The 14,736-nt window shown below is 49.8% G+C and carries 11 protein-coding genes; 9 read left to right on the forward strand and 2 right to left on the reverse strand.

What is annotated here, in order from left to right; all coding sequences use genetic code 11:
* The first annotated feature begins 400 nt into the window (after window positions 1-400).
* From IG168_RS10220 to IG168_RS10235, 4 genes are all read left to right on the forward strand, one after another.
* Window positions 401-2,788 carry an MltF family protein gene (locus IG168_RS10220; RefSeq protein ID WP_193164292.1) on the forward strand — a complete coding sequence of 796 codons (2,388 nt, stop codon included), beginning with the start codon at window positions 401-403 and terminating at the stop codon, window positions 2,786-2,788.
* 436 nt (window positions 2,789-3,224) lie between these two features.
* Window positions 3,225-3,773, forward strand: coding sequence for a phosphatase PAP2 family protein (locus IG168_RS10225; protein WP_193164293.1), 549 nt, complete (start codon window positions 3,225-3,227; stop codon window positions 3,771-3,773).
* Window positions 3,774-3,945: 172 nt separating this feature from the next.
* Window positions 3,946-4,851, forward strand: a complete 906-nt coding sequence (locus IG168_RS10230) for a DUF368 domain-containing protein (RefSeq protein ID WP_193164294.1) — start codon at window positions 3,946-3,948, stop codon at window positions 4,849-4,851.
* A gap of 387 nt (window positions 4,852-5,238) precedes the next feature.
* Window positions 5,239-6,873 (forward strand): ArnT family glycosyltransferase, encoded by a 1,635-nt coding sequence (locus IG168_RS10235; protein WP_193164295.1) that lies wholly within the window; start codon window positions 5,239-5,241, stop codon window positions 6,871-6,873.
* On the opposite strand, the gene IG168_RS10240 is transcribed toward IG168_RS10235, so the two are convergent.
* A complete protein-coding gene (locus IG168_RS10240; RefSeq protein ID WP_193164296.1) occupies window positions 6,866-7,348 on the reverse strand; it encodes a WbuC family cupin fold metalloprotein in 483 nt (160 codons plus the stop codon). The two genes, IG168_RS10235 and IG168_RS10240, sit on opposite strands and share 8 nt — an antisense overlap.
* A gap of 279 nt (window positions 7,349-7,627) precedes the next feature.
* Complete coding sequence (locus IG168_RS10245) at window positions 7,628-7,882, reverse strand: efflux RND transporter permease subunit (RefSeq protein WP_319024686.1); 255 nt, start codon at window positions 7,880-7,882, stop codon at window positions 7,628-7,630.
* A 777-nt stretch (window positions 7,883-8,659) separates the two neighbouring features.
* On the opposite strand from IG168_RS10245, the gene IG168_RS10250 reads away from it, so the two are divergent.
* The 5 genes from IG168_RS10250 to IG168_RS10270 all read left to right on the forward strand — a co-directional run bounded on the left by IG168_RS10250 (window position 8,660) and on the right by IG168_RS10270 (window position 14,735).
* On the forward strand, window positions 8,660-9,304 hold the full coding sequence (locus IG168_RS10250; protein ID WP_193164297.1) for a lysophospholipid acyltransferase family protein: 645 nt from the start codon (window positions 8,660-8,662) through the stop codon (window positions 9,302-9,304).
* 1,256 nt (window positions 9,305-10,560) lie between these two features.
* On the forward strand, window positions 10,561-12,183 hold the full coding sequence (locus IG168_RS10255) for an ArnT family glycosyltransferase (RefSeq protein ID WP_193164298.1): 1,623 nt from the start codon (window positions 10,561-10,563) through the stop codon (window positions 12,181-12,183).
* A 17-nt stretch (window positions 12,184-12,200) separates the two neighbouring features.
* Window positions 12,201-12,596: an SMR family transporter gene (locus IG168_RS10260; protein ID WP_226876777.1), complete on the forward strand. Its 396-nt coding sequence runs from the start codon at window positions 12,201-12,203 to the stop codon at window positions 12,594-12,596.
* A gap of 1 nt (window position 12,597) precedes the next feature.
* Complete coding sequence (locus IG168_RS10265) at window positions 12,598-13,713, forward strand: DegT/DnrJ/EryC1/StrS family aminotransferase (protein WP_193164299.1); 1,116 nt, start codon at window positions 12,598-12,600, stop codon at window positions 13,711-13,713.
* Window positions 13,710-14,735, forward strand: a complete 1,026-nt coding sequence (locus IG168_RS10270; protein ID WP_226876779.1) for a glycosyltransferase — start codon at window positions 13,710-13,712, stop codon at window positions 14,733-14,735. The genes IG168_RS10265 and IG168_RS10270 overlap by 4 nt, the downstream gene beginning before the upstream one ends.
* Window position 14,736 lies beyond the last annotated feature (1 nt).

Here is a 14,736-nt window from a genome sequence, read left to right on the forward strand (position 1 = left end):
GTACGGGCCGCCGAATACTGCACGCAGTGCTCCAGCATCGATAGTTTCGTTGTTGTTGCGCCGTGGAGCTGTCCTTCGACGACATGTAAATATGCTAGTCCCATCTCGCCGAGGCGGCGGGCCAAGTAGCTATGGGTCTCTAACGGCGTGGTATCCGGTGGCGTGTCACCAATCGCCTTGAAAAATGGGGAAAATCGCTAATGCCGAAGTAAGATATTGGAAAATGTCTGAATCGGTCTATTAAACCAAAGTCTGCTACGGCTATTGCCGCCGCGGTTATAGCTGACTGCAGGTTCACACGTCGGTTTGGCAAGTGGGCCGTTGCAGTGCTGTGCCATCGGGAAACAATCGTTATTGAGCAACCTTAAAATCCAGCATGTTACTGCACCTGGAGATACGAATGTTGCGTCGAAATACTTGGCTGGCGGTCTGCATATTTGGTTTGGTCGCCGCGACCGTTTACGGCTGTGGTAAGGAAAATAGTTCCGCGGACGTCTCTACGGCGAACCACCTGCGCAGCAATTCGGTGGAGGGGAGGGGGCACGAACGCCCTGTTTTCGTCAATTACCAGGAGAGCGGGGATCTCGATGCGCTTAAAAAGCGCGGCGTCATTCGCTTTGTCACTTACGCTTATTCACTTGATGACCAGTTGCCACGCGCGGCTATCGTTACCCAACGCCATCGGGAACTGGCTGACGAATTTGCCCGTAGGATTGGGCTGAGGGCCGTATGGATACAGGCAAAGACTCCGGCACATGCGGTCGAACTACTCCGTCTTGGTCAGGCCGATGTCCTCCCGGACAATTTTACTGACACCCCGCAGCGTCGCGAATTGATCGACGTCACTGAGCCGCTATTTCACAGCCATCAGGTACTGGTGACTTCGCGGGGCGGCCCAGATATCAGCGCACCAGAGAAACTGCGCAATATCACACTGTTGGCCATCAGCCAAAGCACTTTCATGGACACTGCGCGAAAGTTGGTGGCGGACTATCCTCATGCAAATCTAACGGTCAAAGAAATCAATCTCAGAGACAGCCCTGACCGGTTGATAGACATGTTGAACAAGTATCCAAACTCAGCGTCTATTTTGGATAGTAATATTGTGGAGGGTATTCGCCAGTATCGGAATGACATCAGGCAAGGAGCTGAAGTCAGTGGTGAAGAGAATATTGTCTGGGCGATACGCAAAAATTCTCCTAAATTGCACCTCCGGCTCAATAATTTTCTGACGAGGACACTGGTCGTGGAGAGTGGTAGGCGCAGGTCCGACTGGAGTGCGATAAAGAAATCGAGAGTGTTAAGACTGCTTACCCATAACACTGCGACCAGCTACTTTCTCTGGAAAGGCATACTGATGGGATTCGATTATGACCTGGCGAAAATCTTCGCCGAAAAGCATGGCTTGCAATTACAGGTTATAGTCGTGCCCTACACAGAGGACCTAATTCAATGGCTCAAGGAAGGGCGCGGTGATATCGCCGGATCCTCAACAACCATTACCAAAGAGAGAATCAATCAGGGTGTGGTTTTCAGCACGCCTTATCTGGAAATGCCGGCGCAAGTCCTGAGTAACAAAAGTCGCCCACCGATAGAGACTTTGCAGGATCTGGGGGGGAGAACTCTGACTGTACGCTTTAGTTCGAGTTTCGTTGAGGTTGGGCAGATTCTCCGGGATCATGGAATCGACGTTAAAATCGAAGTTGCACCTGTATCCTTTGGCCAGTTGGTGAATATGGTGGCCGACGGCGAAATTGATGCTACTGTCGGTGATGCTCACGCGGTCGAAATTGAGTCTTCACTGCGATCAGAATTATTACCGGGTATCTTGCTTACTGAACCGCGGCCTCAGGGTTGGATGGCGCTGCCACAAAACAAGGAGCTGCTGCAGAAAATTGATGAATTTTTACTGGGTTTTCTCAAGACCGATGAATATCAGCGAAAGATCGCCGCATATTTCAAACCCAGCGGACGTTATACGCAAAGGGTTGAAGCGCGAATAGTCGCAGGTAAAGACCTTTCGCCTTATGATGTACTCGTTAAAAACTCTGCCGAAAAACACGAATTCGACTGGCGGCTCGTTGTGGCGCAGATGTGGCAGGAGAGCAATTTCAACCCCAAGGCTGTCTCTCCAGTGGGAGCGCAGGGGCTGTTACAGGTTATGCCCCGTACTGCCGAGGATATGGGAATTCCCCCTCCGTTGTTCGAGCCGGATCGCGGGATCCAGGCTGGAGTCAAGTATCTGGATTGGGTGCGCAGCCGCTTCGATCCAAACCTAGCCCTAGATGACAGACTGTGGTTTTCCTTAGCCTCCTATAATGCAGGGTACGGACATTTGCTAGACGCACAGCGGCTCGCCCAGCAACTTGGACTGAATCCGAATGTCTGGTTTAACAATGTCGAAAAGGCGATGCTCAAGTTATCCGAGCCGCGCTATTTCAATGAAGCCCGGTACGGTTACGTGCGCGGCGCGGAACCGGTGCTATATGTGCGTAATATCAGTCGGCTGTACAAAGCGTATACCGATGTTGCTTCCGGAGAAATTGGTCGCATCCAAGAGTGGCCTGGGGTTCCAATCAGCAGGCCTAGAGCGGTGGCAGAGTCATGTCAATTTAGCTGTAGGACGACACCAGCCTGTCTGGCGCATTCACAGACTATAACGGGAAAGTGGTCGCGACCACCAGTATTAGTCTGCCGTTCGCAATCAGTGACTAGAGGTTCATGTCCAGAACACTGGCTATCGCCGCCTTATTCACCATTGCCTGTGCATGCAGTGCCTGGTCCGTGAGGGACAAGGGCGGTGTCCGAGAAATTCAATAAAATCCGCGTATTGAGCTATTGAGATATCAAAGGTCCCCAATACGTCTATATGGTAGCGTGCGCGATTTCGTGAATCGCCAACGTCGATTCCAAAGTTTACCCACTAAGGGGGGCGATCCGCCTTTCTATTGCACTTGTCGAAATTTGACAAATTTTTGACCTTCTTTTCACTAATCCTTGATGCCGCCTGCAGCAAGCTCAGCTCATGAATCTGGATTTTACACAACGTGTGTAGTTCTGAAGGGCTGAGTATCCCATTGCGTTCACGGAAGTAGAGGATTTTGGATTTTGCTTTGCCAATGGGTGGTGCCGATTGCCATTAGGTGACATATAAATCCAATAGATCCAAAAGGTGGTCGCGGGGTACTTGCTTTCATAAGTAGAAGAAGCAAGGCGTTAAATTTATGCGGACAAAAACCTATTGGTACGCAGTTCTTCTTTGCGTGGCGATACCAATTCCCTCAGAACCTGCCTTTGCAAAAGGTGAGAGTAGCGGCGAAAAGCTGGGAGACCTTCTTCAGATGATGATCCCGGCCACAGCTTACTCGATGACTTACTTCAACCGAGACCCGGAAGGGAGGAACCAGTTTTATAAGTCCCTTGCGACGAACCTCGGTATTACGTATTCACTGAAATACGCGATCAATAAACCCCGACCGGAAAACAATGGAGACTATTCGTTTCCATCGGGACATACGTCCTCGGCCTTCCAGGGTGCAGCCTTCATTCACAAACGATATGGATTAACCGAAGCCATTCCGGCCTATCTGGCGGCTACTTATGTTGCCTATAGCCGGGTTAAAGCGAAAAAGCACGACGTAGTTGATGTAACAGCTGGCGCCGCGGTTGGTATTTTCAGCGCCTTCCACTTCACGACACCGAGGGGAGGCGTAGAAATTACTCCTCTTGTCGGTAGAGACTTTGCGGGAGTCAGTGCCTCCTATTCCTGGTAGTGGTAACCTATTGCGGACGGACTAAGGCCGTTTGACGTCAAAGTTTCTGAGATTGGTAGTCACCGCGATCGTGTGCGCCACCAATTTTGACAGCGGTCGCTTCTAACTGTCTATGATACAAGGGATAATTCGCTGAAGAGTACAGCGATGCTAAGTGATTAGGGTGATTCTTATGGGGCGTTACTTTGGCGTGGTTTTGCGCGGGGCTGCGATGGGGGCGGCTGATGTGGTTCCTGGAGTCTCTGGCGGTACCATCGCATTTATCACGGGGATTTATGATGAGCTGATCGATAGCATCAAGGCCATTAATATTTCTGCCGTAGGTACTTTGTTTAAGGAAGGGCCTCGCGCATTTTGGCAGCATATAAATGGCAACTTTCTGATCAGTCTCCTCACAGGTATCGCTCTAAGTGTCCTTTCTCTGGCACATGGAATTTCATACGTCCTTGAACATTACCCTACACAGACGTCAGCGTTTTTCTTTGGACTGGTGGCGGCTTCCAGCTGGCTTGTATACCGGCAAATGCCGAAACGAAGCCTGAAAATATTTTGGCTTGTTTTAGGGGTGGTCTGTGCGATCGGCATTGGAGAAATAAGACCAGTGCACATAGAGGTTACACCGCTCACGGTCTTTTTTTCCGGGTTCCTTGCTATCTGCGCGATGATCCTGCCGGGAATATCAGGGAGCTTTATCCTGCTATTGCTTGGCATGTATCAGCCGATTCTAGCAGCAGTGAAATCAGCGAATTTTCTCACTGCGGCAATTTTCGCCGCAGGTTGCGGCACTGGCCTGTTAGTCTTTGTGCGTCTTCTGTCACTGCTGCTGCATCGATATCGTGAATCCATTTTATCTTGGCTAATAGGCATTCTGGTAGGTTCCCTCTCTATCATTTGGCCTTGGAAGCAATCGATAGGGGATAAGATAGGCAACCTCAGGATGCAGAACGTACTGCCTTGGGACAATGCGTCAGACTCTGTATTTCAGATCGCAATATGTGTGACATTGGCGCTGGCTAGTGTGATTTTAGTTCTGGTGCTGGAAAGTCTCAGCGACAAAAAAGTTAATACATCACTATAGCTAGAAAGAATAGCAATATTTCTCAATCAATGGATTCGCGGCTCTCAGGGTGTTTTATATACACTTGTGTAGCCGCATTAACCTCAATCGATTAGGGCTTGAAAAGCCTTTAACACAATTGCCAGAGATATAGGTAAGGTCGATACCTTCTCCCCATATACAATATTTCCTGGGCTGTTATAAATTCCCTCAAATCTCTATTAGCCATTTGTGAAACATAGGGTATATGTCTCCGATATCCAGCCATTTAGTTTCAATTTTCACGAAATTTTTACAGAGTATTTACAAAATATTGAAGCCCCCAGAGGATAATGATCTATGTGAGAATAATGGCGGATTCCGTTGAAGTATTCATTGTAATCCTAAGAGCATTGAAGTGGCTAAACCATGATGCGGGTAAAGATTGATCATCTGGCAGTCTGGGTCGGGTTCATACTATTAGCAGGTGCACTTCTATTCTCCGGAATCAGTACGACGCCGTTGACCAAATCAACCGAAGCCAGGGTTTCTGGAATCGCCGCACAAATGTATCTCGATCGAGATTTCATTGTGCCAAAACTAAACAGCAAGCCCTTTTTAGAAAAACCGCCGATGTATTCATGGCTGACGGCAATTTCTTTTAGAGCATTTGGGATCAACTCTTTCGCCGCCAGGCTGCCATCCATGCTTTCAGCGATAGGCATACTTTGTCTATTGATTTTTCATCTAAAAAGGTGCAAAGCAAGCTTTGTCGCTCAGATTACAGCTGCTCTGTCCTTAATGTCCATGGCCATGTTCTGGTCGTATTCAAGAAGTTCCGGTCAAGACGTATTGCTTACGTTTGGCGTCTCTTTGTCGTTACTAAATCTCTATTACTATCTCGAGTCAAAAAACAGGCTCTATATTCTTTCGGCGGTTGTAGGCATATCCATAGCTTCTCTGACAAAAGGCATATTTGGTCTGTTTATCATAGGAATAGTAATTTTTCCCTTTAGCATCCTCTCGAATATTCTTGTCAGGAAATGTCATTGGTACAGAGGCATCTTCGTATTAGCGGTGATATTTTTAGTTGCTATTGTACCGCTTTCTCTATGGCTCACACTTCTTTATATGAAGGCTGGTTGGGTCGCATTTTATGAAGCCACTTGGGTAAATAGCGTTGGGCGGCTATTGGGAGAAAGCGGAGGCCATGTCGAGCCTTGGTACTATTACTTGGTAAGAATTCCTGGTCTATTCCAACCCTGGTTAGTCTTCGTTGCGCTCGGTTTATATGTAGGATTGAAAGCAAAAGACAGATCCCCATATTGGCTGTTTCTCTGTTGCTGGCTTCTGATTCCCATTTTGTTTCTGTCTATATCGAGTTCAAAGAGGATAATCTACCTGCTCTCAATTTATCCTGTGGGAGCCCTGTTCATTGCGTACTTTGTGGAGAAAATCCACAAGAAATGGGATGCGGGGGAGATTTCAAATGGCGTAAAGCCGGTCAATTACTTAATCTACTTCCAGATATTGATAACCTCTGCTGTGCTGTGTTATTGCATATACAGTACATTTTATATATGGAAGGAGTCTGCAGTCTGGTTGCTTGCATTTATCGCTATTGCAGCGATTTTAACAGCTGCCGTACTTTCTGTAAGAAGCAAAAAGGTGGGGTTCGCATTTTATTTTAATCTGCTGGCTGTGTGTGCGCTGTATATATTCTATGGCCAGAATTTGGATGAGAAAGAAAGCCAGTCTCGATCATTTGAGCACGTCTTTCAAAGCAAGGCTTTTGCAGACACCAAGGCAGCCGTGGCCCTGTATCAACCTGAGGAAAGACTGTCGGGAGCCGCGGTATACTATTTGCACCACCCGGTTCGTGATCTCGCCACCCGTAAAGAGCTCGTTAAATTCATCCGCAACAATCCGGACTACATTGTATTGTCGGAGCAGAGTGACTTATCTGCCCAGCCTGGAGGATTGGAGTCGATCCCACTAGGAAAGGGCAAAGTGTACCTTCTTGCAGCGAAGAAAAAGTCACTCAGAACCGCGTCTCTTAATTGAATTTGTCTCCGGGTTTGGCCGTTTTCATCCACTCAACATAGGCGGCTGTGTCAGGAGTATTCTCCTTTGGTGACCACGGAGCAAGGTCTTGCTCAGGTGTCGGAGTGTAGGCTCCTTCCTTAATTTCCAACGCAACGGTGTCTTCTTCCATACAGGTATAGCTGTGCCACGTGTTTGGAGGAATCTCTACCGCGCGAACATCCAACGCGGATAATTCAATTCTGTCTTCAATGCGGCCATCATCGCTAAACAACAGTAATGACATGCTCCCTTGAATCACCATGAAGAATTCCCATTTGTGCGGTTCGCTGTGTCTATGGGGTCTGATGTAGGTTTCCGGTTGCGTGGCGATGAAGAGTCTTTGCACATTCGCATCTACGGAGTCATGTACATTGAGGTTGTTGCGTCGCCGATCCGCCTGTTGCGCCGATTCTGCAAGTTGGCTTAGGTCTGCCTGTGAAATTAACTTGGTCATTATTGAGTCCCCTGAAAAAGCGATTCCTGTGAATTCTATGTTGTGCGAATCTGTCTGATTTTCATCATATTATCGCATGCATTATGGGGCAGGGCGATTGGTTGGTCTGTAATACATTTGGAAGAATTGTGTTGGCTGGAGTGAGAGTCCGGTTCCTCAAGCCACCAAACAGTACTGACGCCGAGGCTCATATTGAAAAAAGGGATCCATGCATTATGTAAGTTGATCTGTACATGGTGCGCAGATGGAGGGATCTCCAACACGCTGAGGAGTTGTAAGTTATTTTTCGACCGCTCGGCCCTCCGAACCACCTGTCTCAAATCGCCCATATCGCAGCGCCAGACTGGGCACCACCAGCAGATTGAGCGCGGTAGAGGTAAACAGGCCGCCGAGGATCACTATCGCCATGGGCTCCTCTATCTCGCGGCCCGGATCGCCACTGCCGACCGCCAGCGGTAACAGGCCCAGGGCCGTGGCCACGCTGCGCGCCTCTTGATCCAGGATATCGAGGTTATCGCCGCAGGGCCTGGGCACCCCGTATCACTACCGCAAGTGGCGCGAGCCCCCGCAGGAAGCAGCCTCCCGCAACAGGCTCGCCAGCGGCCAACTGCCGGCGAGTGAAATGGCCCGCGACGCCCTCCGCGTAGTACCAGCACGCCCTCTGCCAGGACATCACTGCGGATGCCGGGATAGCGACGCCCGGCCCAGGCTCGCCTACTGTCAGTTGCACCGGGAGGATACTGCCCGACAACACGTTTGCTGCCGGGGCGGTGTAGAAGAAGATTGGCCCCTGAATGCGTGGATCTACCTGCAGCGCAATAGACATCAGCGAGGCCTGCCATCGCTTACCGTCGTCAGCGATGAATTTGGCGGTGGTCGGTGCAGGGGGGCGGCCGTTGGCGGGCAGGGCGATGCGCAGGAGAATGCGGCGCCGGTCTGGTCGTGTTTGTGCGCCTGTTGTCATTGTTGCCCCACAGGTACCGTGAATCTGTTTTATCCTTGCTGATAGGAATTCTAATAGGCTCCTGTCAATCATTTGGCCATGGAAACAATCAGTAGCGGATGGTATAGGGGGGGCTGCCTTCCCTGATTTCAAGTGCAACAGTGTCCGCTTCCATGCACGTATAGCTGTGCCATGTCTTTGGAGGAGTTTCAACCGTGCGAATATCCGACGCAGTTAATTCAATTCTGTCTTGAATGTGTCCGTCATCGCTGAATAGCAGCTGCGCTACTTCCGTCCGATAATGTGAGATAGAAGGGGCAATTCAAGTGTGTTGTGATCGCCGCAAAGCAACTCATCAGAGATCGGGTATGTGGACACGTATTCTGGGATTGATTGGCGCATGGATTCTGAGGCTGCAGTGCAAAACATGGCGCGTTGAAATTGAGGGGCTAGACCGCCTGGATGGTATGCTTGGCAGCGGCAAGCGGTTTTTGGTTGTGTTCTGGCATGGCCAGTATCTGCCACTGTTTGCCCTGTTGCGCGGGAGAAAGGCTTGTGTTTTTGCGAGCCATTCGTTTCGGGGAGCAATTATCTGTGAGATATGCCGTCATTTTGGCTATACATGTATCCGGTTACCACCCCGGTATAATGGAGTAAATTTGCTTGATCTTATGCGGGCCGAGCTGGTTACACAAACTGCTGCCGCGCTTGCCGTGGATGGACCGCTCGGCCCTTATCATGTGGTAAAAAGGGGGGCGATTGAGCTTGCCTCATCACTGGGTTTTCTTCTTGTTCCCGTGTCCACTTCAAGCCGTCGCAAACACGTCATGAATCGGCGTTGGGACCGTATGGAACTGCCGGGGATGTTCACGCGGATGGCACTTGTTGTCGGTGAACCACTACGAATACCATCCGGTATTGATCACAAAGATATTCCATTCTGGGAAGATAAGCTCCACCAGGCGCTGGAGGCGGTGGATCAGAAGTCGAGTAACCTGGTGAGCAGAGATTGAATGATCGAGAACATGATCGATGGCGAACAGGCATACTGGAACAATCAGATCTGTTTGAATCCGGCCAAACTGAGCAATAGTCGGTACGCACCGGGGCATACACTGGCTATCCGGGTATCGAGGCCTTAGATGCCATAATGCGCATAATATAGATTATGTTAAATTGTGTATTGACTCGCCCAGCCAGCCGAATCCCAGGCACTCCCTTTCGCCATATTCGTGTAGATCGCTTAGGTTCCTGCATCACTGCTAGATCTCCTCATCAGCACGACAACGACGTTGGATGTCTGAACCTGTAAGCCAGAGATAATGGCAGCGATCGTGGTCACTCTTAATCGGCCACAATCGATGAGTACCGGCCGTTATCAATGCATTGCCCTTGCTACTATGATCGCTTCGTAGGCTTGGAAATTCAGAAAAGTAGGAAATCGCTTCTAGCTGCTGTTCTTCGATTTTTCGCTTCACAGCGAGCATGTTCGCCTGCTGCGTAATCTGTCATTCCTGTCATAACACCTCCAGATGCGCTTTATTGTGGACTGCCCGTGCCCCATTGATGCTTGCTGTACCACCTGGGCGACCGATAAGGTTCTGGGTGGCGCCTATTTCATCTAGCGTCACTCGACACCCTATTGATTCGAGCTTATTTCCATCCCCAACAGAGAGTCTGATTGCCCATGTTATCGACTCAGCTTGTGCGGACAGTCATGTACTTCCGCATTAATCTTGTTAAATCCCCTAGGAAGACCATCCCAATCGGAGCAAAGATTATAGATGCCTCGAATCTGGCCTCTCGGGCAATGAGGAGCTGTCACTGAAAGATAATGCGCCTGCCCACCGTGGGTGTTGGAACTACCAATGGGTCGGGCTCGCGGCATGGAAATGTTCAGGTGCTTGTTGGCCAGCCGCATAGTGTTGGCAGACTGTCGCTGGAGCAGCTCTCTAAAAAGGCCTCTCTTTAAATCCAATAATCCAGGCTGCGAAGGTCACGCTAAACGGCATCAAACATTAGTGAAATAAATGTCAAAATTTTGTGAAAAACACTGCTTGGATAAGGGTAGTGTGCGTACACCTTTGAGATTTCCCTCCAAATTATCCTGAATTTTCTCGACTTGAAAAATCAATCAATCTAGACTTTGGACACTGCGTATCTCGATCCAAATTCTGTCAACGAAGCCGCGTGACCAATTTGGGGGCTGGAGAACTCCGGCCATTGCGAAACGACAATCATTGCCAATAAGAAGAGCCGTAAGGGCAACATGAACGCATTTAAGATCTGTGCCGCACTTCTAGTGATTATCTGGTTTTTGGGATTGGGGCATCGTGACCTGATTGAGCCTGATGAGGCGAGATACGCGGAAATTCCCAGAGAAATGGTCCAGACAGGGGACTGGATTACGCCCCGCCTCAATGATCTGAAGTACTTTGAGAAGCCTGCGCTTCAGTATTGGCTCACCGCGATCAACTATAAGCTCTTCGGCCACAGTAACGCGACAGCACGATTGTGGATCGCTCTAGCGTCTCTGGCTTGTGCTGCTTTTATTGGCTTTCTTGGCCTGCGCTTATACGGCGCTGAAGTGGGACGCTATGGCTTCTTTCTATCGGCAAGCACCCTACTCTTCTGTGGTTCGGGCCACTACCTGACCCTGGATATGTCACTGGCTTTCTTCATGACCCTGGGAGTTGGTTTCCCAATATTGGCCCTGAGCGACAAAGAGAATCCGCGGCGTAGCCGAAACTTTATGTTGGCCGGCTGGGCTGCCCTGGCATGCGCAGTACTGACCAAAGGACTTGTGGGAGCAGTATTACCCGGCGGAGCCTTGTTCTTTTACATCCTTTGGCAGAGAGACTGGAAGCTCTTGAAAGAGCTACATATCGTCAAGGGAGTACTACTCTTCCTTTTAATCTGTGCGCCGTGGTTTATTGTCGTCAGCAAGGCAAACCCCGAGTTTGCGCATTTCTTTTTTATTCATGAGCATCTGGAACGTTACACCACCAATACCCATCATCGGGAAGGGCCGGTTTACTACTTTGTTGGTGTATTTATTATCGGTGTGCTTCCCTGGTTGATTACCAGCAGCAGGGGCGTGCTGTTACCGACGTTTTCATGGCGCACGAGTAAGGGTGAAACCTTTAATCCAGAACGTTTTATGTGGGTGTACATCGTAACCACATTTGTCTTCTTCTCTCTGGGTGACTCGAAGTTGCCGGCCTACATACTACCAATATTGCCCTTTGTGTCGTTGCTCGCGGCGAAAAGGATTGCCAGCGAAGGTCGCATTAAAGGCGATTCCTGGGTGATGCTGGTAACGGCTATTTTGATTTTTGTCGTTGCGCTAATCTCAAGCCGCTTCGCCTCAGAGAAAATACCTGCAGAACTTATAGCTTTATTCCGGCCCTGGTTGATGACTGCAGCGATTTCCCTGGCTATTGGATCTGCAGCCCTGTTTAAGTGGAGAAACACTCCATCGAAGTCCGTACCCATCGCGAGTGTATTTTCTGTCTTGGCGATTTCCTTGATGCTGTGGGGGTTTCAGGCGATTGCGATCTCCAGGTCCAGTGCCGATGAGGCGAAAGTCATTAGAAAATATGCCAGTGACTCCACACCTGTTTACGCGATTGATAATTACCCCCAGGCGCTGCCCTTCTATCTTGAACGCCCCATTACCCTGGTTTCATATACGGGTGAGCTGGAAATGGGTGTGAAGGCGGAGCCTGATAAAACGATTCCAACGAAGAAGGAATTCTGGAAGCGGTGGGATCAAGACGAGCAGGCAGTTGCGGTCATTCGATCTGACGATCTCCATCTCTTTAAAAGCAGAGGAGAGAAAATTCGGGTCATATTTAAGGGGCCGCGCCGTATCGTGGTGATGAAGCAATAAATGTGCGCGGAATAGAGATGCAGCAGGGAGTAACAAATTCAATGACCGGAACAGCTTTTTTGCTAGTTCTTACCGGCGTCCTACTCAACGCAGCTGCGCAGATGCTATTAAAAGCTGCAGTTTCGGAGACTGGAAGCATATCACTCAGCATGGCCAGTGTATGGCCGGTTACGCAGAAGCTCATAAGCGAACCCTGGCTCTGGTTGGGATTATTCTGTTACGGCATTAGTGTCATTGTTTGGATTCTGGCGTTATCCAGGGTCGATGTCAGTATCGCCTATCCTATGCTCTCCATCGGATATATTGTCAACGCCTTTGCAGCCTGGTGGCTGCTGGGCGAATCGCTGAATCCAATGAAGGTGACAGGAATCGGAATTATCGTCCTTGGTGTCATTGTCTTAGCGAGGTCTTAACGTGTTGCCTTTCACTCGTCCCACCATTTCCCAAGAAGAAATTGACGCGGTTGTTGAAGTGCTGCGATCCGGTTGGCTGGCTACCGGCCCGAAAGTCCAGCGGTTTGAGAAAGAACTGGCGGACTATATAGGTGGTGGTGTTGAAGTTCGGGCATTCAATTCTGGTACCTCCGCCCTCGAGGCCGCGCTGCTTGCATCGGACATCGGTCCCGGCGATGAGGTTATCGTTCCGGCCCTGAGTTTTGTCGCGTCTGCCAATGTCGTGCTTCGCGTAGGAGCCAAGCCCGTATTCGTCGATGTCGATCTGAGCTCCAGAAATCTGGATGTCGAGAAGGTCAAAGGCGCCATGAGCGAGAAAACACGGGGCATTATCCCCGTGCATTTTTCCGGTTTGCCCGTAGATATGGAGCCCATCTACAAGTTGAGCCAGGAAAACCGTATTACCGTCATTGAAGATGCCTGTCATGCCATCGGTTCTAGCTACAATGGCGCAATGATCGGTGCGGCAGGTAATCCTGCCTGCTTTAGCTTTCATCCTAATAAGAATATGACCACGATTGAAGGTGGCGCCCTGTCCTGCAAGGACGTCGCGTTCATGAAGCGGATTGAACGTATCCGTTTTCACGGCATCGAACGCAACGAGCAGGGTGAGATCTTTGTGTCAGAATGGGGCGGCAAAATGAACCTCTCTGACGTTAGCGCTGCCATGGGTATCGTGCAGCTGGGTAAACTCGATGACTTTAACCGACAACGGGAGCGCCTCGCACACAGGTATTTCGAGCAATTACCGGATCACCCTGCCCTGGTAAAGCCTGCTAACGGTAAAGGGCATTCCTGGCATATGTTTTGTGTGTGCATTGATGGTGAGGCCATCGGCAAGTCGCGGCAGGAGATAATTGATTTCTTCCGCGAGCACGATATCGCGGTCGGAATGCATTATCCCGCCATGCACCTGTTTCCACTATACCGACGACTTGGGTACCAGGCCGGTGACTTCCCGAATGCAGAACAAATTGGAGCGCAAACATTAACCCTGCCGCTGTTCCCGGGTATGACTGATCGAGACGTTGATATGGTCTGCGAAACAATCAATAGCTTACTCTCAAGTGGAAAATGATGAGCGTACATAATCTGGATGGCCTTGCGCCCGCGATCAGAGAGCCACAACAAGATAGTGATATTGAGTTATCCATAGTGATTCCCGTCTTCAATGAAGAGGCTGTCCTGGATGCACTTTTTTCGCGTCTTTACGCCGCGATGGATCGGCTGCAGCGCTCTTATGAAATAATCTTTGTTGATGACGGCAGTCGGGATCGCTCTGTGGCAATGTTACGCCAGCAGTATCAAGAGCGTCCGGATGTCACCCGCGTCGTGGTTCTCAGGGCCAATGCAGGGCAGCACGCCGCTATTCTTTCTGGCTTTGAGCAGGCGCGCGGTGAATTCATCATTACCCTGGATTCGGACCTGCAGAACCCGCCGGAGGATATAGACAAGTTGGTGGCCAAGCTGGATGAAGGTCACGACTATGTCGGCTCCATTCGTCACCGTCGAATGGACTCAAAATGGCGTGATTATTCATCGAAACTGATGAATCGCCTGCGAGAGCGCATTACCGATATTCGCATGACGGATCAAGGCTGTATGTTTCGTGCCTACCATAGGGACATCGTCAGGGCGGTACTGGATTCCCGCGAATCTCAGACGTATATACCAGCTTTGGCTTATATGTATGCTGCCAATCCCACCGAAGTGGTAGTCCAACATGAAGAACGCGCCGCCGGTGAATCCAAGTATTCCCTCTTCAAGCTCATTCATCTCAATTTTGATCTGATGACCAGCTTTTCCATATTGCCACTGCAGATTTTTTCCGTGGTTGGCATGCTGGTATCAATTTTTTCATTCCTTTTTGTATTATTTCTGGGCGTACGCCGGCTCGTGGTCGGATCGGAAGTGGAAGGTGTCTTTACCCTGTTTGCGATTGCCTTCTTTATTCTGGGTGTTCTTTTGTTTGCAGTAGGCATTCTTGGGGAATATGTGGGGCGGATCTATGTACAGGTAAGAAATCGTCCCCGTTTCCTGGTGAAGACCATTTTGCAAAAGCCTCTGGACTTGTCGGGTGATGGGAGTCAGCAGGATTAAG

Source organism: Microbulbifer hainanensis (genome assembly GCF_014904735.1).
GTDB lineage: Bacteria > Pseudomonadota > Gammaproteobacteria > Pseudomonadales > Cellvibrionaceae > Microbulbifer > Microbulbifer hainanensis.